The sequence below is a fragment of the Sphingomonas kyeonggiensis genome (assembly GCF_014204495.1).
GTDB lineage: Bacteria > Pseudomonadota > Alphaproteobacteria > Sphingomonadales > Sphingomonadaceae > Sphingomonas > Sphingomonas kyeonggiensis_A.
The window spans coordinates 1,116,611-1,133,785 of sequence record NZ_JACHLN010000001.1 but is presented as its reverse complement, the minus strand read 5'-3'; the positions used below and the strand labels follow the sequence as shown (position 1 = coordinate 1,133,785).

21 protein-coding genes and 1 riboswitch are annotated in these 17,175 nt (G+C 65.8%); of the genes, 9 read left to right on the top strand and 12 right to left on the bottom strand.

Annotated features, from left to right (window positions below; all coding sequences use genetic code 11):
* Window positions 1–83 precede the first annotated feature (83 nt).
* Window positions 84–815: a bifunctional 2-polyprenyl-6-hydroxyphenol methylase/3-demethylubiquinol 3-O-methyltransferase UbiG gene (ubiG, locus tag HNP52_RS05615; RefSeq protein ID WP_184163625.1), complete on the top strand. Its 732-nt coding sequence runs from the start codon at window positions 84–86 to the stop codon at window positions 813–815.
* A gap of 113 nt (window positions 816–928) precedes the next feature.
* On the opposite strand, the gene HNP52_RS05610 is transcribed toward ubiG, so the two are convergent.
* From HNP52_RS05610 to HNP52_RS05600, 3 genes are all read right to left on the bottom strand, one after another.
* Window positions 929–1,495 carry a hypothetical protein gene (locus HNP52_RS05610; protein ID WP_184163622.1) on the bottom strand — a complete coding sequence of 189 codons (567 nt, stop codon included), beginning with the start codon at window positions 1,493–1,495 and terminating at the stop codon, window positions 929–931.
* A gap of 89 nt (window positions 1,496–1,584) precedes the next feature.
* On the bottom strand, window positions 1,585–1,956 hold the full coding sequence (locus tag HNP52_RS05605) for a tRNA-binding protein (RefSeq protein ID WP_184163619.1): 372 nt from the start codon (window positions 1,954–1,956) through the stop codon (window positions 1,585–1,587).
* Between the two features lie 39 nt (window positions 1,957–1,995).
* Window positions 1,996–2,343: a GFA family protein gene (locus HNP52_RS05600; protein ID WP_184163616.1), complete on the bottom strand. Its 348-nt coding sequence runs from the start codon at window positions 2,341–2,343 to the stop codon at window positions 1,996–1,998.
* A gap of 77 nt (window positions 2,344–2,420) precedes the next feature.
* On the opposite strand from HNP52_RS05600, the gene nth reads away from it, so the two are divergent.
* The 4 genes from nth to HNP52_RS05580 all read left to right on the top strand — a co-directional run bounded on the left by nth (window position 2,421) and on the right by HNP52_RS05580 (window position 6,134).
* The gene (nth, locus tag HNP52_RS05595) at window positions 2,421–3,125 is read left to right on the top strand and encodes an endonuclease III (RefSeq protein ID WP_184163613.1); all 705 of its coding nucleotides are present in this window, start codon (window positions 2,421–2,423) and stop codon (window positions 3,123–3,125) included.
* A gap of 30 nt (window positions 3,126–3,155) precedes the next feature.
* Complete coding sequence (gene ung / locus HNP52_RS05590) at window positions 3,156–3,857, top strand: uracil-DNA glycosylase (protein ID WP_184163610.1); 702 nt, start codon at window positions 3,156–3,158, stop codon at window positions 3,855–3,857.
* Between the two features lie 90 nt (window positions 3,858–3,947).
* Window positions 3,948–5,408 carry a S41 family peptidase gene (locus HNP52_RS05585; RefSeq protein WP_184163607.1) on the top strand — a complete coding sequence of 487 codons (1,461 nt, stop codon included), beginning with the start codon at window positions 3,948–3,950 and terminating at the stop codon, window positions 5,406–5,408.
* A gap of 75 nt (window positions 5,409–5,483) precedes the next feature.
* Window positions 5,484–6,134 (top strand): DUF6891 domain-containing protein, encoded by a 651-nt coding sequence (locus tag HNP52_RS05580; RefSeq protein ID WP_260395928.1) that lies wholly within the window; start codon window positions 5,484–5,486, stop codon window positions 6,132–6,134.
* A gap of 61 nt (window positions 6,135–6,195) precedes the next feature.
* On the opposite strand, the gene HNP52_RS05575 is transcribed toward HNP52_RS05580, so the two are convergent.
* The 4 genes from HNP52_RS05575 to HNP52_RS05560 all read right to left on the bottom strand — a co-directional run bounded on the left by HNP52_RS05575 (window position 6,196) and on the right by HNP52_RS05560 (window position 9,033).
* Complete coding sequence (locus tag HNP52_RS05575; protein WP_184163601.1) at window positions 6,196–7,011, bottom strand: hypothetical protein; 816 nt, start codon at window positions 7,009–7,011, stop codon at window positions 6,196–6,198.
* Between the two features lie 97 nt (window positions 7,012–7,108).
* Window positions 7,109–7,327, bottom strand: coding sequence for a hypothetical protein (locus HNP52_RS05570; RefSeq protein ID WP_184163598.1), 219 nt, complete (start codon window positions 7,325–7,327; stop codon window positions 7,109–7,111).
* 24 nt (window positions 7,328–7,351) lie between these two features.
* Window positions 7,352–8,260, bottom strand: a complete 909-nt coding sequence (locus tag HNP52_RS05565; RefSeq protein ID WP_184163595.1) for an SDH family Clp fold serine proteinase — start codon at window positions 8,258–8,260, stop codon at window positions 7,352–7,354.
* 347 nt (window positions 8,261–8,607) lie between these two features.
* A complete protein-coding gene (locus HNP52_RS05560) occupies window positions 8,608–9,033 on the bottom strand; it encodes a hypothetical protein (RefSeq protein ID WP_184163592.1) in 426 nt (141 codons plus the stop codon).
* A 279-nt stretch (window positions 9,034–9,312) separates the two neighbouring features.
* Between HNP52_RS05560 and HNP52_RS05555 the strand changes: the two genes are divergently transcribed.
* Window positions 9,313–9,756 (top strand): VapA/VapB family virulence-associated protein, encoded by a 444-nt coding sequence (locus HNP52_RS05555; protein ID WP_184163589.1) that lies wholly within the window; start codon window positions 9,313–9,315, stop codon window positions 9,754–9,756.
* 253 nt (window positions 9,757–10,009) lie between these two features.
* Complete coding sequence (locus HNP52_RS05550) at window positions 10,010–10,468, top strand: VapA/VapB family virulence-associated protein (RefSeq protein ID WP_184163586.1); 459 nt, start codon at window positions 10,010–10,012, stop codon at window positions 10,466–10,468.
* Window positions 10,469–10,516: 48 nt separating this feature from the next.
* On the opposite strand, the gene thiC is transcribed toward HNP52_RS05550, so the two are convergent.
* The 5 genes from thiC to HNP52_RS05525 form a co-directional block, all read right to left on the bottom strand.
* Window positions 10,517–12,376 (bottom strand): phosphomethylpyrimidine synthase ThiC, encoded by a 1,860-nt coding sequence (thiC, locus tag HNP52_RS05545; RefSeq protein ID WP_184163583.1) that lies wholly within the window; start codon window positions 12,374–12,376, stop codon window positions 10,517–10,519.
* A gap of 34 nt (window positions 12,377–12,410) precedes the next feature.
* Window positions 12,411–12,520, bottom strand: a riboswitch (TPP riboswitch).
* A 5-nt stretch (window positions 12,521–12,525) separates the two neighbouring features.
* The gene (locus HNP52_RS05540; protein WP_184163580.1) at window positions 12,526–13,074 is read right to left on the bottom strand and encodes a hypothetical protein; all 549 of its coding nucleotides are present in this window, start codon (window positions 13,072–13,074) and stop codon (window positions 12,526–12,528) included.
* A gap of 18 nt (window positions 13,075–13,092) precedes the next feature.
* On the bottom strand, window positions 13,093–13,971 hold the full coding sequence (locus HNP52_RS05535; protein ID WP_184163577.1) for a MipA/OmpV family protein: 879 nt from the start codon (window positions 13,969–13,971) through the stop codon (window positions 13,093–13,095).
* A 57-nt stretch (window positions 13,972–14,028) separates the two neighbouring features.
* A complete protein-coding gene (locus tag HNP52_RS05530) occupies window positions 14,029–14,436 on the bottom strand; it encodes a DUF2141 domain-containing protein (protein WP_184163574.1) in 408 nt (135 codons plus the stop codon).
* Window positions 14,402–15,157, bottom strand: a complete 756-nt coding sequence (locus HNP52_RS05525) for a sterol desaturase family protein (RefSeq protein ID WP_184163571.1) — start codon at window positions 15,155–15,157, stop codon at window positions 14,402–14,404. The genes HNP52_RS05530 and HNP52_RS05525 overlap by 35 nt, the downstream gene beginning before the upstream one ends.
* Window positions 15,158–15,396: 239 nt before the next feature.
* On the opposite strand from HNP52_RS05525, the gene HNP52_RS05520 reads away from it, so the two are divergent.
* Both HNP52_RS05520 and HNP52_RS05515 read left to right on the top strand, forming a co-directional pair.
* Entirely contained in the window at window positions 15,397–15,735 is a 339-nt protein-coding gene (locus HNP52_RS05520; protein ID WP_086127851.1) for a P-II family nitrogen regulator, read from the top strand.
* A 13-nt stretch (window positions 15,736–15,748) separates the two neighbouring features.
* On the top strand, window positions 15,749–17,167 hold the full coding sequence (locus tag HNP52_RS05515) for an ammonium transporter (protein WP_184163568.1): 1,419 nt from the start codon (window positions 15,749–15,751) through the stop codon (window positions 17,165–17,167).
* Window positions 17,168–17,175 lie beyond the last annotated feature (8 nt).

Here is a 17,175-nt window from a genome sequence, read left to right as displayed (position 1 = left end):
TAATGAGCCTGTCTGCTTTGCGGGCCTTTGGTCCCCGCCTGCACGGGGATGACGATAATGGGGCGCCCTGATAGGAGCGGCTCATGGGAAGCGCAACCAAAGCTACGATTGACCCGCGTGAAGCTGAGCATTTCGGCAAGCTCGCCGCGGACTGGTGGAATCCGAAGGGCTCGTCGGCGATGCTCCACCGGCTCAACCCGGCCCGGCTCGGCTATATCCGCCAGGCGATCGACCTGCACTGGGGCGGCGACTCGGCGGGCTTTGCGCCGCTCGCCGGCAAGACCGCGATCGATGTGGGCTGCGGCGCCGGCCTGCTGGTCGAGCCACTGGCCCGACTGGGCGCCCGGATGACCGGCATCGACGCCGCGCCCGAGAATATCGGCGCCGCCCGCGCCCATGCCGCCGCGACGGGCCTCGACATCGACTATATCGCCGGCGGGATCGAGAACCTGCCGGGCCGGACCTTCGACCTGGTCACGTCGATGGAAGTGATCGAGCATGTCACCGATCCGGCGGCGTTCGTCGGCGCGCTGGCGGGTGCGCTCGCCGAGGGTGGGCTGATGGTGCTCTCTACCCCGAACCGCACATTCGCCTCGCGCATTGCGATGATCACGCTGGCCGAAGGCACCGGCGCGATCCCCGAGGGCACGCATGACTGGAGCAAGTTCCTGCGCCCCGAGGAGCTGGAGGAGCTGCTGGTCGCCGCCGGGCTGAAGGTGATCGACCGCACCGGCCTCGGCTTCTCGCCGGCGCGCGGCTTCGTGACCGGCACCGGCGAGGCGCTGAACTATCTGGTTACGGTGGTGCGGGCGTAGCTTCGCAACCCCTGTTGGTTCCCCGGCGAAAGCCGGGGCCCAGGGTCACGAGCGACAAAGCAGAGAAACCCTGGGCCCTGGCTTTCGCCGGGGAGCAGTTCATTGCGTGTGGTTTACGGCTTCTGCCCGTAGTTGAGCACCGCCATCGCGCCGATATCGAACGTCTGCTTCGCCGTGTTGATGTGGAGCGCGGCGGCGAGCTCGCCCTTGGCATAGTCGCGGTCGGCATGGCCGGCGGCGGTGTAGAGCTTCCAGTCAGGGCCGACCGTCACCGGATTGCCGAACACCTTGGTGTAGGGCGCCGAGGCGAGCTGGATCTGGACATTGGCGATGGTCGCGGTGGTCGCGCCCTCGGCCGGCTTCTCGACCCGGGCGTAGAAGGCGATCACGACCTTGTCGCCCTTCTTCACGCCCGCCTGGAGCGGCGAGTTGACGCCGATGCTCCACGGATTGCCGTCCCCCGGCGTATCGACCCGGATTGCCTTGCCGAACTGGACCTTCGCGTCCTTGATCGGCGTCGGCTTGGCGCCGCCCGGCAGGCCATAGACCTGGAAGCTGTCAGGATTGGCGTTGTTGAGCACTTCAGGCTCCGCCGCCGCCGTCTGCGCGGCGAGCGGGGCGAATGCGAGCCCCGCCGGAATTGCGAGTACCATGGCGGCGAGCGCCAGTCGCTTGGTCATCAGTTCCTCCCCTCGTTATTTTGCAGGGAGGCTATGCCTGTGTCCGGTTTGTTTCAACGGAAATGTTAGCGGTATCTTCAAGCGGGCGATCAGAAGAGCCGCCCCCCGTTCGGCACCGGTACGGAGGGGTGGAACAACACCACCTTGCCGTCTTCGTCGGGGAAGCCGAGCGTGAGCACTTCGGACATCATCTTGCCGATCTGGCGCGGCGGGAAATTGACCACTGCGGCCACCTGCATGCCCGACAGGTCCTCCAGCGCATAATGTTCGGTGATCTGGGCCGAGGAGCGCTTACGGCCGATCGTCGGCCCGAAATCGATCAGCAGCTTGTAGGCGGGCTTGCGCGCTTCGGGGAACGTCTCCGCCGCGACGATCGTGCCGACGCGGATATCGACCGCGAGGAAGTGGTCGAAGCCGATCGTCTCTGCAGGCGCGGCGGCGGGATCGTGGTTCATGTGCATGGAGCACCCCATGCCATCCCGCCGCCGCGCCCGCCAGTATCAGCGGCTGGCGCCGTCGTAGAGCTGCACCTGCAACGCATCGAGATCGATCCCGTCGGCACAGCGCAGGTTGATCTCGACCATCGGCCCGTCCGGCCCCTGCCCCTCGGCAAAGGGTGCGACACCGCAGACCGGGCAGAAATGATGCGCGATGATGTGATGGTTGAAGCGATAGGTCGCCACCGCGTCGATCGGGGTCTGCAGGGTGAAGCGCTCGGGCGTGGTGAAATGGTGGAGCGGCGCCTTGCGGCGGCAGATCGAGCAGTTGCACTGCATCGCCCGCGTCGGCGGATCCTCCTGCACGACAAAGGCGATCGCGCCGCAATGGCAGCTTCCGGTGAACGGCATCGGCTCCTCCCTATCCTGCATTCTCTTATCGTTTTCGGGGCAACGCATGGGCCACCCCCATTGTTCTTGTTCTCATTATGTTCTATACCGAGACCATGCAATCGGGCTTCGGCTTCTACGGGCATGACGACATAATCCGCTGGCAGCAAGCGCTGGAGCCGATGCGGGCGCTTGCCGGACCGCTGCCGCGACGCTCGCCGATCGGCGCGCTGGTCAAGTCGATGATCAGCGGGCGGACCAAGGACCCGGTTTCGCTCGCCGCCTATGACCGGCTGGTCGCGCGCTTCGGCACCCCCGGGCAGGTGCTGGCGGCGGGACGGGCCGACGTGCTTCGCTGCATCGGCGCGGTTACCCATGCCGAGGACAAGGCGCGCTACCTGATCGGCGCGCTCGGCCGGATCGCGGCCGAGCGCAAGGGCTTCGACCTGGGCTTTCTCGGCACGCTGCCGCTGGGCGAGGCACTGGCCTGGCTCGAGCGACTGCCCGGTGTCGGCCGCAAGGTCGCCGCCGCGACGCTCAACGGCAGCACGCTCGACCGGCCGGTGCTGATCGTCGACGGCCATGTGCTGCGCGTGCTCCAGCGCACCGGCTTCGTGCGGCGCGGTGCCGAGGGGCGCGACGCGAGCGAAGCAGTGACCGCGGCGATGCCCGAATGGCGGGGCCAGGATTTCCTCGACTTCCATATCGGCACCAAGAAGCTCGGCCAGACGCTGTGCCGGTTCGACGGCACCGACTGCGCCCGCTGCCCGCTTCGGACCGATTGCCGCGCGCGCAGCGATTGACAGCACGCGCATGCTCCCGGACAGGAAGCCATGGCCGAGGTGAAACTCCATCCGAGCTGGCTTGAACCGCTGCAAAGCGAGTTCGCCGATCCCTACATGGCGCAGCTGCGCCAGTTCCTTGTCGGCGAGAAGGCGGCGGGCAAGCGCATCTTCCCGGCGGGCAGCGAGTGGTTCCGCGCGCTCGACCTGACCCCGCTCGACAAGGTGCGCGTCGTCATCCTGGGCCAGGACCCCTATCATGGCGAGGGCCAGGCGCACGGCCTGTGCTTCTCGGTGAAGCCCGGCGTCCGCACCCCGCCGAGCCTGGTCAACATCTACAAGGAGATGGAGACCGACCTGGGCATCCCGCGCGCCCAGCACGGCTTTCTCGAGCATTGGGCGGAGCAGGGCGTGCTGCTGCTCAACGCGGTGCTGACCGTGCAGATGGGCATGGCCGCATCGCACCAGGGCCGCGGCTGGGAGCGGTTCACCGACGCCGTGATCCGGCTAGTCAATGCCCGGGAAGAGCCGGTGGTGTTCCTGCTCTGGGGCAGCCATGCCCAGAAGAAGGCAGCATTCGTTGATTCGATCGACAAGGGCGGGCGCCACCTGGTGCTCAAGGCCCCCCACCCCTCGCCGCTTTCCGCCCATTCGGGCTTTTTCGGATCGCGCCATTTCTCCAAGGCCAACGCGTTCCTGGAGCATGTCGGCCAGAAGCCGATCGACTGGGCACTGCCGCCGCTGCAGCGCTGAACAACAGCGCCGAAGTGGCGCAAATACAACAGGATGACTTGTCTCGCGGCTTGACTTAGGCTGGCTCCAGAAACTCTTCGGAGACCTGGCATGCGTCGCACCCTTACTGCCCTGATCGCGCTTTCCCTTTCTGCCTGCAGCGGCGGTGGCGGCGGTTCCGTATCGGCGGGCGGCGGTTCGACGGGCAGTGTCACGCCGACGCCCACCACCACGCCGACCCCGACCACCGCGGGCTGCACGCTGCGCGAGCGCCAGGCCTGGGCCGCGGCGCAGCTCAACGAATGGTACCTCTTCCCCGAGACGCTGCCGACCAGCCTCGACCCGGCGCCCTATTCCAATGTCGGCGACTATGTCGACGCGCTGACCGCCACCGCGCGCTCGCAGGGCCGCGACCGCTACTTCACCTATGTCACCTCGATCGCCGAGGAGAACGCCTATTACAATTCGGGCGCGACCGCGGGCTTCGGCTTCCGGCTGTACCTGAGCGGCAACCGGCTGTTCTCGGCCGAGACCTTCGAGGGCACAACGGCACTGGGTGTCGGCATCGACCGCGGCACCGAGATCCTCGCGGTGGGCACCACCACCGCCAACCTGCGCACCGTCAGCGACATCCTGGCGAGCAGCGGCAGCGCCGGGCTGACCGAAGCGCTCGGCCCCAACACCGCCGGCACCACCCGCAGCTTCCGCGTGACCGACACGACGGCGGGCACCCGCGTGGTGACCATCGCCAAGACCGACTATACGCTCGACCCGGTCTCCAGCCGCTACGGCGCCAAGATCATCGACGATGGCGGCCACCGCGTCGGCTATGTCAATCTGCGCACCTTCATCAACACCGCCGATTCCCCGCTGCGCGCCGCCTTCGCCCAGTTCAAGGCGGCGGGGGTGACCGAAGTCATTGTCGACGTGCGCTACAATGGCGGCGGCCTGGTCTCGATCGCCGAGCTGATGGGCAACCTGATGGGCGCCAACCGCAGCACCTCCGACGTGTTCGACTATATGACCTTCCGGCCCAGCAAGTCGTCGCAGAACAGCACCGCCTTCTTCGCGCCGCAGACCCAGTCGATCGCGCCGACCCGCGTCGCCTTCATCGGCACCTCCAGCACCGCCTCGGCCAGCGAGCTCGTCGCCGCGGGCATGCTGCCCTATCTCGGCACCAACATGGCGCTGGTCGGCACCAACACCTATGGCAAGCCGGTCGGCCAGATCGCGGTGGACAAGAGCGCCTGCGACGACCGCTTCCGGATCATCGCCTTCGCGCTCGAGAATCGCGACCATCAGGGCGCCTATTTCACCGGCCTTTCCAGCATCGTGAAGGCGAGCTGCCGCGCGTCGGACGACATCGCCTATCCGATGGGCGATCCGCGCGAAGCCTCGACCCGCGCCGCGCTCGACTTCATCCAGGGCAAGAGCTGCACCGCGATCAGCGCCGTCAGCGGCGCCAGCGCCAGTGCCCGCACCACCGGCGAGACCGGCAGCCCGGGCGCCCAGGAACTGCTGAGCCCGCAGGCGCCGAGCGTGCCGCAGCGTGACGTGCCCGGCATGTTCTGACCCGATTTTGCGGCGCCCGGCATAGGCGCGGGCGCCGCGGCTTGCTATCTTGCCCTCCGGACGATGGAGGAAATGATGAAGTCGCTGTTCGGCCGCCTGTTCGGCAAGCGCGCTCCGGAGCAGACGGAGCTGGCGCCTGCTGCGGCCCCGCCTGACGAAAAGGCCGAATGGGTCCGCGACCAGATCCGCCGCGACGTGGCGAGCGGCTTCTATGACGAGGACGCGATCCTGACCAACGCGGCCGACGCCTTTGCCGACGACCTGACCCCCGACGAGCTCCGCCCGATGGCCCAGCAGGCGCTGCGCGAGGCGCTGGCCGAGCAGCGCGTCGCCGAGCGCCACTGGCCCGACGAGACCGATTGCGACCGGCTCGACGCCGCCTTCGCCGCGCTCGAGGAGAGCGGCGTGATCGCCCGCCAGAACTTCAGCTGCTGCGGCAATTGTGGCGCGACCGAGATCTGGGACGAGGTCCGCGCCACGGAGGAGACCGGCGCCGAGATCCGCGGCTATGCCTTTTACCACATGCAGGACACCGAGGGCGCGGTGGACGGCGGCGGGCTCTACCTCAACTATGGCGCCTGTGCCGAGGGCGAGGACGCGGCACTTGCCGTCGCCCGCGACATCGTCGCCGAGCTCGAGGCGCATGGCCTGGCCACCCATTGGGACGGCAGCTGGGACAAGCGCATCGGCGTGACGCTCGACTGGAAGCGCCGCCGCGGGCTCTGAGCGGCGGCGTTACCGGTCCAAAGTACACGAAGTACACGCCAAGAGCGCGTTTTTCGGCGGATCAGATCGTCCCCTCGCCGCGTATCCGATCCAGCTCTGCATCGAAATGCGCATCGATGGCCAGCTGCGCCCCCGAGGGCGTATCCTGTTCCTCCTCCGACTTTTCGTAGAGCCAGCGCGGCAGCTTGTCGCCGGCAAGGTCGGCAATCTCGAGCTTGTACTCCAGCTCCTCCGCCGAAAGCCCAGCGGCAGGATCGGCCGGCTGGACCGGCGCGAGCGCGGCCAGCGCATCGGCGAGCGCCATGGGCGGCACATAGGGCACGGCCCCGGCCGGCAGCGTGTCGCGGTGCGCATGGGCATAGCGTTCAGGCAGATGCGCGCGCAGCAGGAACATCAGCAGCCTGTCGTTGATCCGCATGCGGCGGCCGACGCGGCGACCTTCCTTGTCGAAAACGGGCTCGTCGCTGCCATGGATCGCACGATCGAAAGCGAGGTCTGCCAAATGGTTCGCAGCGTGGTGGATGGCAATTTCCCAGGCGCGGGCGAAATTCTCGCCGCCCGGCGAGCGCCGCAGCTTGTAGGCACTGCCGACCGACATGCCGACCTGCCGCGCCGCCTCGGTCACCGAGCCGCGATCGGCCAGCGCCTCGATGAAGTCGCGCTGGCGCTCGGGGGACCAGCCATCATGCCGATGTTTCCGGCGCACGGGCACCCATTCATAGTCGTCCGGGTAATGGCCGTGCTCATCGAGCGGCGTCAGCGGCCGCGCATCCGGCGGCGCAACGGCACCGCCCTGGGCGACGGCGGGAAGGTTGAGGGGATCGATGCCGGCGGAGAGCGCGGGATCGAAAGCGATGCGATGGTCCAGCTGTTCCATAGCGCGAGGGGAACAGGCGAAATCCTACATTGCGAGAGGTGTAGGACCGATTCCCGCCGGGTGTTGCGCGCGGGCATCCATCAGGATCGCGGCCCCGTCAGTCCCGGGGCGACGGCAGCGTCTTGCGGGCGCGGCCGGCATGGAGGATCGGCGGAACCGACAACAGGATAGCCGCGACCATCCCGCCAATGGCGAGCAGCCCGATCGGCGTCGCTCGCGCCTCCGCCTCCATCACGAACTTCCCGGCGCGCAGCGTGGCGCGCGCGGTCTGCGGGGTGAAGAGGGGGTGGGGTTCTGGGTCGGGGGTGGCGGGCATTTCAGGACCGTATGATCTGGAGTTCTAGGTCGGAATTTTAACGAACGCCGCACCTTGATGGTTCTCCACCATCTTTGAAGCGCCACTTACACCTAAACTATGCATATAGCAGTGATGCACCGTCAAAACTGCCTCTTGAAGATCCTGATCATCCTCCAAGCATTCAATTTTGAGGCCTAAGTCCTGGCATTTATCAATGTGAATATGGCGTGCGTGAGATTTATTCTCCTCGACATCTGAAAGGCCGCTAACGATAGCCTCAGCTACGCCTTCCGCTCCATCTATGCCGATAAGCATATTATCCAGCAATCTGGCTCGCACAAACTCAGCAGCCATTTTAATTGCCTGCTCGCATTGCCCAACAAAAGTTGGGGAATACTTGTTTAGCACAAATTGCCAGAACTGTAGCCTTTCCGGACTTTCCTTAATCTCTCTTATAGCCCGTTCAATTTCCTTAGTGACAGCCGCCGCAGGAAGACCATTCAGTTGAGGATCAATTGGGCCTAGGTTGGATTGTTTTCCCATAACAATGCTTTTGCATGAACATGCAATCATTGTCCCTGCCGACATCGCCAAATGGGGAACGATGGCCCGAATATCCGTGCCGAATACGCGTCTCAAATAATCTACAAGAGATTCGGCCGCCGCTATTCCGCCCCCTGGCGTGTGAAGAATTAAATCCAGCCCTTTTGACTTATCAAGGCCATGAATGGCCATCATAAAGGCTGCCTTGTCTTCATCATTAACATCTATACCGGGCGCACGAGGGTTCGTGAGCCACCCGGAGTAGTAGCCTATGACATTCCGGCCTGTATGTTTATTTAAGCGCCTGAGATACTTACGACGAACGTTGTCTATCGCGCTCTTAGATTTATGCGCGAGCTTAGATTCGTCAGCCTGAATCTCAGCTAGAACCTGTCCCCAATTTGGCATCCACAGACCGCCTGTTGTATTGAACAGCCTCAGCGACGCTGTAGACAGTTCTGGTTCTTACGCAGACAGGCGCAGATTCCAGCACGGGAACATTGAATCCCGGAAGCGGAGTCTGGATAGCTCCGTTTGCCACCAGACGGGCAAATTCGTCTTCAAGTGACATTTGTGAATTCCCCTGGGAATGCGCTAAACAGGGCTCGAACGGGTTAAGATCCCGTTTCGTTCACCTGTTTAAGTTGAATCGAGCCGCCACTGCGGTGTCAAGAGTAATCGACCGCGCCGCATTTGGGAAAACGCTGAAGCGGCGATCCGTGACATTATAGACTCAGTTTAATAACGCTCACGCCCTACCAAACTTCCACCACCGCCTCGAACGGCGGGCCGCCGCGGCTGTGCGTCGCCGTGTAGTGGATGCGGCTGGGGATGATGCTGGTGCCCTTGTATTCCGCCTGGACGTCGAGCTTGTCGATCAGGTCTTCCTCGGTGAAGCGGCGCAGGGTGCCGATCACGAGTTGGCGGGCTTCTTCCACTGCGGGCGGGATATAGACGAAGTTGCGCGGGTCGTTCGGCCCGCCCAGTTCCTTGGGGAAGATGTGGATCTTCACCAGCCTGCCCTCGCGAACCAGCCGGTTCGCGGCCGCCTTGCTGGTGATGCCCGAGAAGTCGGGACGATCCGACGGCTGCTCCATCTCCTGCATCCTTGCGAGCGACGCCGGCACCAGCGCACCCAACAGGAGCAAAGCCCCGACCAGTCCCCGCCACGCACGTGCCATCGCCGCCTCCCCCATTGTCCTGCGCATCAGGCTATCGCGACACGCATCCGCTTTGGCGGGAGGCGCGTCCGTTTCGGACGCGTCTCCGGCGTGGCGGCAGGCCGGGACGCTGAAAAGCGTGGCGCTCCCGGTGCTTGACCCGATTAACCCCGAAACGGGTCTGCTCCGAAGCGGCCCATGCCGCGATTGCCGATTGGGGCGGCGCGGGGGAGCCTTGGCGGGTCGAGTCGATCTCCGACCCGATACGCCATGCGGCGCGCACTTCCAGGGGAGGCCCTCATGACCACCGATACGCAGACCGTCGAGCCCGGCCGGCAGGCCGCCGATCTCCAGCAGCTGTTCGACGGCAAGGTGCCGCAACAGGTGCTGGAGTCGGCCCGCGCCCATCTCGAAAGCCGGCCGCTGGTCGCCGGCAGCAGCGGCGACGCCACCTTGATCATCACCGGCGGGATCACCGGCCAGCTCCAGTGCGTGGTCGATGACGGGCCGACCTTCCTCGGGCATTTCTGGGGCGGCGGGCCGGCCAGCCGGTCGCCCGGATCGATCCACACCGACGATCCCGAGCGGCTCTACAGCCAGTCGACCAGCTTCATGCTGGTCGCGACGCCGGTCTATGTCAGCCTGATCTTCCTCGACGACAGCGGCAATGCGCTGGGCAGCTTCCAGGGCCGCGCGATCGGGACGATTTCGGGCAGCTATGGCGGCACCGGCAGCTGGTCCTGATCGCCGAGCCGCGGGCGGTGCCGTGCCGTCCGCGGCGCAAGGCTGGTCCGCTCCGGAGTCATTCCGGCGCGGACCGGGCCGGTGGTGGCCCGAAATACCAGCAATTCCGGCGAGTCGGCGACGAAACAGCCGAAATGGTTATGCTCCGATCCGACCCAAGCCGTGATTGCGCGCAGTCGGGCACAAGATCAGCCTTGGATCGTCGAGGCGATCCTCGCCTCGATTGGACCGATCCAGATGGGGAGGACTTCACATGACGGACACCGTTACCGAAATCGATCGCGACCAGATCGCCAGCGACTTCAGGAAACTGCTTGCGGATCATCTGCCGCAGGAAGCAATCGACAATGCCGTGGCGCATCTGGAGAGCGCGCCCAGGGCGGCGGCGACGACGGCCTATCCCGCCAATGGCAGCGTCGCTTCGCTGATCGTCTACACCAAGTGCCAGTGCACGATCCTGAACGGCGGCAAGACCTTTGACGGCTCGGCCTGGGGCGTGACCTTCCCCGGCGGCGGCGCGCTGAAGGGCGACGTCTATACCGACGACATCAACAAGCTGTATGCGAAGACCTCGAGCTTCACGCTGGTGGCGACGCCGGTCTATACCAGCTTCATCTTCATGGACGACAGCGGCAACACGCTGGGCAGCTTCCAGGCCGGGTCGATCTCGACCGTGGGCGGGATCGGCGGCGGCAGCGGCCACTGGCACTGAGCCGAACGAAGGGGGCGGCCGAGACGCGCACGGCCGCCCCTTTCCGCATCAGTCGTGCTCGCGGTCGCCCTGGCCCATATAGAGCTCACGGCCGGTCTCGTTGTAGAGCTGCGACATCGCGGCCATGCCGGCCTCGGCATCTTCCGCCGCGAGGAAGCCTTCGACCGGGGCGTTCTGCTTCGCCGCGAAGTCGCGCACTTCCTGGGTGATCTTCATCGAGCAGAATTTCGGGCCGCACATCGAGCAGAAATGCGCGGTCTTGGCGCCTTCGGCCGGCAGCGTCTGGTCGTGATACTTCTCCGCCGTATCAGGATCGAGCGACAGGTTGAACTGGTCGCGCCAGCGGAACTCGAAGCGGGCGCGGCTCAGCGCATCGTCGCGGACCTTGGCCGCGGGGTGGCCCTTGGCGAGATCGGCGGCGTGGGCGGCGAGCTTGTAGGTCACCACGCCGACCTTGACGTCGTCACGGTCCGGCAGGCCGAGATGCTCCTTGGGCGTGACGTAGCAGAGCATCGCGGTGCCGTACCAACCGATCATCGCGGCGCCGATGCCGCTGGTGATGTGGTCGTAACCGGGCGCGATGTCGGTGGTGAGCGGCCCGAGCGTGTAGAAGGGCGCCTCGCCGCAGCTCTCGAGCTGCTTGTCCATATTCTCCTTGATCTTGTGCATCGGCACATGGCCGGGGCCCTCGATCATCACCTGGACGTCCTGCTCCCAGGCGCGCTTGGTGAGCTCGCCCAGCGTGTAGAGCTCGGCGAACTGGGCTTCGTCGTTCGCGTCGGCGATCGAGCCGGGGCGCAGGCCGTCGCCGAGCGAATAGGCGATGTCATACGCCTTCATGATCTCGGTGATCTCGTCGAACTTCTCGTAGAGGAAGCTCTCCTTGTGGTGCGCCAGGCACCATTTCGCCATGATCGAACCGCCGCGGCTGACGATGCCGGTGACGCGCTTCGCGGTGAGCGGCACATAGGGCAGGCGGACGCCGGCATGGATGGTGAAATAGTCGACGCCCTGCTCGGCCTGCTCGATCAGCGTGTCGCGGAAGATCTCCCAGGTCAGGTCCTCGGCGATGCCGCCGACCTTCTCGAGCGCCTGGTAGATCGGCACGGTGCCGACCGGCACCGGCGCGTTGCGCATGATCCATTCGCGGGTGTCGTGGATGTTGCGGCCGGTCGACAGGTCCATGATCGTGTCGGCGCCCCAGCGGATCGCCCAGACCATCTTGTCGACTTCCTGCGCGACGTTCGAGGCGACGGCGGAGTTGCCGATATTGGCGTTGATCTTGACCAGGAAGTTGCGGCCGATCGCCATCGGCTCCGATTCCGGGTGGTTGATGTTGTTCGGGATGATCGCACGGCCCCGGGCGACCTCGTCGCGGACGAATTCGGGCGTGACATAGTCCGGGATCGCGGCGCCGAAGCTGTTGCCGTCGCGCGTGTACTCCGCAAGGCGGGCGCGGCCGAGATTCTCGCGCTCGGCGACATATTCCATCTCGGGCGTGATGATGCCGCGCTTGGCGTAATACATCTGCGAGACGTTCATGCCCGGCTTGGCGCGCAGCACCTTCTTGCGGACGTTCGGGAAGGGCTGGACGCCGCCCGAACGATCGGGACCGAGCTGGCCATTGTCCTCGGGGCGGACTTCGCGCTGGGTGACTTCCTCCACGTCTCCGCGGGCGCGGATCCAGTCGCGGCGCAGCTCGGGCAGGCCGGCCATGATGTCGATCCGGGCATCGGGATCGGTATAGGGACCGGAGGTGTCGTAGACGCGGACCGGCGGTTCGCCCGAGGACGGCTCGAGATGGATCTCGCGCATCGCGACCTTCAACGGGCCGACATGGATCTTCTTCGAGCCGCGGATCGCGCCGGTGGTGACGGCGAGTTCGGTCTTGGCGGGGATGTCGGCCATTCGTCACTTCTCCATTCGGGGAGAGGACGGTCCTGTGGTGGGGCCGCTCCCTCCCTACGCCGGTCTCAACCGGATCAGGTTCAGCGGGTCGGAGGCTGCGGCCTCCCTCTCAACCGCGACGAAGCGGTCCCCCGGGGATGGCGGGACTCTTACGGCGTAACCGGCGCGCTTCCAAGCATTTGTTCAGCGCCGCCGAACAGGCGATCGACAAGCATCGGCACACCCGTGACCGGCTCGAGCCGGCGCTTCGCCAGGCGGCGGATCGCCGGGCGCTCCGTCCGGATCCCCTGCATGTTCGGCTTGCTCTGCCTGCCGATGCTGTTGCCGAGTGACGGCAGCGGTGCTCCGGGTGCCGCCCCGAACCAGCGATATTCGGCGATCGCCAGCGTCCTGAGATCGTGGATCATGAGGACGACGCAGGCGGACGGCTTCTCCTCGAGCCGCGCCTGCACCGGGAACTCGGCGGTGCTGCTGCGCAGGTGCATCGCCTTGAGCTGGACATGCCGCGTCACGCCCCGCGCCTCGAGGATCAGGTCGTAGCCGCTATTGTCGACCTCGCTGTGCGACACGGCGAAATCGAATATCCCGCGCGCCCAGAGCTCCGCCGTCACGTCCGCGATGAAGCGGTGCTCGAGGATCTTCTCGCGCGTCGACGACCAGGTGGAAAGGGCGGTGACCCAGAGATCGTCTGTAGGCATCGCGGCAATGGAGCAGCTTCAGAAGGTCAGCGCCAGCCCCGCCGCGCCGGTCCACTGGTTGCGATCGCCGGCGATGCTGACCAGCGGGCTGTCGGCGAAGTCGTTCACCAGCTTGCGATAGGTGCCGCCGGCGACCAGCGACAGGCCCTTGGTGAGGTTGCCGGTGAGCGCATAGGCGAAATAGCCACCAAAGGTGATGTCCTTCTGGCCGCCCTCGGGGCGGAAGATCGGCAGGCCGCTGGCGATGCTCTGTGCCGGGGTGACGCCGAAATAGGTGCGGGCATAGCGATCCTCGACGATCTCGGCCGAGGCGGAGAGGCTGACCATCGCCTTGGTGCTGAGCGGCGTCGAATAGGTGACCACCGGGTTCCAGATGCCGGCCTTGTGCACCCGGGTGACGTCGCGGCGATAGGACACGGTGACCGAGAGCTTGTCGAAATCGCTGGTGATCAGCCCAGTGCGGCCGATGCCGAAATAGCCACCAACCTCAAGCGCGGAATCGACTTCGCCGAGCGCGCGGACGCGGGGATCGCGGATGGAATCGCGGTTCGAACGGTTCATGTTGTAGACCGCGACGGGCCCGAGCTGGATGTCCCAGCCGGGGCCGGTGCCGTTCGGGATAACGTCGAGCTGGGCGCGGTTGCCGACCAGGGTGAAGCTCATCCCCGCCACCGTGCCGTTGGCGACCGGGATCGGGGTCCAGCGATTGTGGCTGGAGCCTTCATAGTCCGGGAAATAGGCCGCGCCGACGCCCAGGGTGAGACGCGCGGCGCCTTCGCTGGCGGCTTCGGCCACTTCGGCGGACGCGCCGGTCGACTGGGGCGCGGCCTTGTCCTGCGCGCAGGCCGGGGCAATGGCGAGGAACGAGGCGACAAGCGCACCGCTAAGTCGGATCATGGGGGCACCCTCTGTTATGTTGCAGGCGCGAGAACGCCGCCCGGAGCGCCCAAGTTCCTATAACAGATAGCGAATTCGGACCTGTTGCCGCTGTGCATCAGCGCCGAGGGTGAAGCGCGCGTCCTTGTAGCGGGGCGGACCGAAACGGATCGCGGGGTTGCGCGAGAAGCCGAAACCCTCGCGCGGAATGCCGAGCATCGTATCGAGCTTCGAATTGCCATTGGCATCATGGATCACGGCGATCGCATAGTCGCCCACTGGCAGGCCCTCGAGCCGGATGCGCGGATTGGCGGCCGGGAGCGTGCGCTTGAGCGCGCCCCTGCCGTCGCGGCAATCGGGAAAGTCGCCCGGATCCTGGACGAGGCAGAGCCGCACGACGCCCTTGGCCGAGCGCAGCCCGGTCATCTCGATCTCGAGCGGACCGCCGGTCTCAGCCGCGGGCGATCCGGCGCCGAGCAGCAGCATGGCCGCGATCGAAATCCCCAAGGCCCTTGTCGGTGCCGCAAAGCCGGTCCCAGTGGCGGAAATAGAGTCCAAAATTGCACCCATAATGTTCGTGGTGACGCTGGTGATGGCTGGCGGTGATCAGCCAGGCGCCGAGCGGCCCCTGCCAGACGAAGCGAGGCCAGATCTCCCAGCCCATGTGATTGGTGACGCCCATCACGGTCATGATCGTCAGCACCAGGCCGAGCGCGCCGACATGGATCGGGATCAGGAACACCAGCGCCGGGATCACCACCGCGCCGGTGACCGCTTCCCAGGGATGAAAGCTCATCGCGGCCCAGGCGGTGGGCGGCCGGCTGGCATGATGGACGGCGTGCATCCGGCGGAACAGCGCGGGGCGGTGCATCCACCGATGCGTCCAGTAGAACCAGGCATCGTGCGCGAGCAGATAGAGCAGCACAGAGACCGGCAGGTACCAGAGCGGGAAGGCGTGGACATCGGTGTAGATCCGCGTCCAGCCATGGTTCTGCCAGCCCCAGGCGACCACACCGGCGGGCACACCGTAGATGGCGGCACTGGCGAGGCTCCAGCCGATCTCGCGGCGGATCTGCCGGTCGAGCCCGGTGTAGAGGCCGGGATGCTTCACCCGCGTCGCCAGCGCGAAGCCGCCGCTCGCCAGCAGATAGCGCACGCCGACGATCAGCGTCATCGCGAGCGCGGAGAGGGCGATGGCAAGCACCATGGGCAAGGGCTTACCGCATTTTCCAGCCGAAGGCGCGCGGGGGCGAATTAATTGTGCAGTACGGCTTCGGATGCGTAACGAATCCTGCCCGTTTTTTGAGCAGACCTTCGCATCTGCACAAAAATTTACCCATGGGTAATATTTGATTGCGCCCAAACCCCACGGAATCGTGGGATTCTTGCGCTTGGCACGCTGTTTGCGACGAACCCCCTCGGGATAACCGCCAACGAGGGGGCGACATGAAGCTCATCATCGCCATCATAAAACCGTTCAAGCTGGACGAGGTCCGCGAGGCGCTCACGGGTGTCGGGGTCGCGGGGATGACCGTGTCGGAAGTGAAGGGTTTCGGCCGCCAGAAGGGCCAGACCGAAATCTATCGCGGCGCGGAATACAGCACCAACATGGTGCCCAAGATCAAGATCGAGGTCGTGGTGGGAGCCGATCTGGCCGACCGCGCCGTGGAAGCGATCCAGGCCGCCGCCAGCACCGGCGCGATCGGCGATGGCAAGATTTTCGTCCTCGATGTCGGCCAGGCCGTGCGCATCCGCACGGGCGAAACCGACGAGACGGCGCTGTAAGATGGGGGTCCAGATGAAACTTGCGATGAAGATTGCCGCGGGAGCGGGGCTCGGCGCCCTGTTCGCCGCGATGCCTGCCCTCGCGCAGGCGCCTGCCGCCGCAGCGCCGGTCGTGCCGACCGACGCGATGGTCAACAAGGGCGACGTCTCCTGGATGCTCGTCTCGGCCGCGCTGGTGCTGATGATGTCGGTGCCCGGCCTCGCGCTCTTCTATGGCGGCCTGGTCCGCACCAAGAACATGCTCTCGGTGCTGATGCAGGTGCTCACCATCGTCTGCGTCGCCGGCCTGCTCTGGGTCACCATCGGCTATTCGATGGCCTTCACCAATGGCGGCGCGCTCAACCTGTTCGTCGGCGGCTTCTCGAAGGCGCTGATGCAGGGCGTTGACGCCAACACCTTCGCCGCGACCTTCTCGAACGGCGTCTATCTGCCCGAGACGACCTTCGTCGTCTTCCAGATGACCTTCGCGATGATCACCCCGGCGCTGATCGTCGGCGCCTTTGCCGAGCGCGTGAAGTTCACGCCGCTGATCCTCTTCGTCGTGATCTGGTCGATCCTCGTCTATTACCCGATGGCCCATATGGTCTGGTACTGGCCGGGTCCGGACTTCACCGCCGGCCTGCCCGACGACCATGGCTTCCTGTGGGGCAAGGGCGCGCTCGACTTCGCGGGCGGCACCGTGGTGCACATCAACGCCGGTATCGCCGGCCTGGTCGGCTGCCTCGTGATCGGCAAGCGCACCGGCTACAAGAGCGAGCCGATGGCACCGCACTCGCTGACCATGACGATGATCGGCGCCTCGCTGCTCTGGGTGGGCTGGTTCGGCTTCAACGCCGGCTCCAACCTCGAAGCCAACAAGTTCGCTTCGCTCGCCTTCATCAACACCATGGTGGCCACCGCCGCCGCGGGTGCCGCCTGGGCGATCATCGAGCAGGTGGTGCACGGCAAGCCTTCGCTGCTCGGCGCAGCCTCGGGCGTGGTCGCCGGCCTGGTCGCGATCACCCCGGCTGCCGGCTTCGCCGCCCCGATGACCTCGGTGGTGCTCGGCATCGTTGCTTCGATCGGCTGCTTCTTCTTCGTCACCACGGTGAAGAACGCGCTCGGCTATGACGACACGCTCGACGTGTTCGGCGTGCACTGCATCGGCGGCATCATCGGCGCGATCGGCACGGCCGTCGTCGCCGACCCGGCGCTGGGCGGCCAGGGCTGGATCGACTTCACCGTGATCCCGGCGGTTGCCGGCAAGTACGACATGGCGTCGCAGCTGGTTACCCAGGCGACGGGCGTGGGCGTGACGCTGCTGCTCTCGGGCGGCGTGTCGGCGGTCCTGTTCCTGGTGCTGAAGTACACGATCGGCATCCGCCCGAGCGTCGAGGTCGAGATGGAAGGTCTCGACATCAACGCGCACGGCGAGCGCGCCTACAACTACTGACGAGATCG

What these genes read in the sequence shown, in the direction of transcription:
- ubiG (WP_184163625.1), top strand. Translation starts at nt 84, where the DNA reads ATGGGAAGCGCAACCAAAGCTACGATTGACCCGCGTGAAGCTGAGCAT.
- HNP52_RS05610 (WP_184163622.1), bottom strand. Translation starts at nt 1,495, where the DNA reads ATGACCAAGCGACTGGCGCTCGCCGCCATGGTACTCGCAATTCCGGCG.
- HNP52_RS05605 (WP_184163619.1), bottom strand. Translation starts at nt 1,956, where the DNA reads ATGCACATGAACCACGATCCCGCCGCCGCGCCTGCAGAGACGATCGGC.
- HNP52_RS05600 (WP_184163616.1), bottom strand. Translation starts at nt 2,343, where the DNA reads ATGCCGTTCACCGGAAGCTGCCATTGCGGCGCGATCGCCTTTGTCGTG.
- nth (WP_184163613.1), top strand. Translation starts at nt 2,421, where the DNA reads ATGTTCTATACCGAGACCATGCAATCGGGCTTCGGCTTCTACGGGCAT.
- ung (WP_184163610.1), top strand. Translation starts at nt 3,156, where the DNA reads ATGGCCGAGGTGAAACTCCATCCGAGCTGGCTTGAACCGCTGCAAAGC.
- HNP52_RS05585 (WP_184163607.1), top strand. Translation starts at nt 3,948, where the DNA reads ATGCGTCGCACCCTTACTGCCCTGATCGCGCTTTCCCTTTCTGCCTGC.
- HNP52_RS05580 (WP_260395928.1), top strand. Translation starts at nt 5,484, where the DNA reads ATGAAGTCGCTGTTCGGCCGCCTGTTCGGCAAGCGCGCTCCGGAGCAG.
- HNP52_RS05575 (WP_184163601.1), bottom strand. Translation starts at nt 7,011, where the DNA reads ATGGAACAGCTGGACCATCGCATCGCTTTCGATCCCGCGCTCTCCGCC.
- HNP52_RS05570 (WP_184163598.1), bottom strand. Translation starts at nt 7,327, where the DNA reads ATGCCCGCCACCCCCGACCCAGAACCCCACCCCCTCTTCACCCCGCAG.
- HNP52_RS05565 (WP_184163595.1), bottom strand. Translation starts at nt 8,260, where the DNA reads ATGCCAAATTGGGGACAGGTTCTAGCTGAGATTCAGGCTGACGAATCT.
- HNP52_RS05560 (WP_184163592.1), bottom strand. Translation starts at nt 9,033, where the DNA reads ATGGCACGTGCGTGGCGGGGACTGGTCGGGGCTTTGCTCCTGTTGGGT.
- HNP52_RS05555 (WP_184163589.1), top strand. Translation starts at nt 9,313, where the DNA reads ATGACCACCGATACGCAGACCGTCGAGCCCGGCCGGCAGGCCGCCGAT.
- HNP52_RS05550 (WP_184163586.1), top strand. Translation starts at nt 10,010, where the DNA reads ATGACGGACACCGTTACCGAAATCGATCGCGACCAGATCGCCAGCGAC.
- thiC (WP_184163583.1), bottom strand. Translation starts at nt 12,376, where the DNA reads ATGGCCGACATCCCCGCCAAGACCGAACTCGCCGTCACCACCGGCGCG.
- HNP52_RS05540 (WP_184163580.1), bottom strand. Translation starts at nt 13,074, where the DNA reads ATGCCTACAGACGATCTCTGGGTCACCGCCCTTTCCACCTGGTCGTCG.
- HNP52_RS05535 (WP_184163577.1), bottom strand. Translation starts at nt 13,971, where the DNA reads ATGATCCGACTTAGCGGTGCGCTTGTCGCCTCGTTCCTCGCCATTGCC.
- HNP52_RS05530 (WP_184163574.1), bottom strand. Translation starts at nt 14,436, where the DNA reads ATGCTGCTGCTCGGCGCCGGATCGCCCGCGGCTGAGACCGGCGGTCCG.
- HNP52_RS05525 (WP_184163571.1), bottom strand. Translation starts at nt 15,157, where the DNA reads ATGGTGCTTGCCATCGCCCTCTCCGCGCTCGCGATGACGCTGATCGTC.
- HNP52_RS05520 (WP_086127851.1), top strand. Translation starts at nt 15,397, where the DNA reads ATGAAGCTCATCATCGCCATCATAAAACCGTTCAAGCTGGACGAGGTC.
- HNP52_RS05515 (WP_184163568.1), top strand. Translation starts at nt 15,749, where the DNA reads ATGAAACTTGCGATGAAGATTGCCGCGGGAGCGGGGCTCGGCGCCCTG.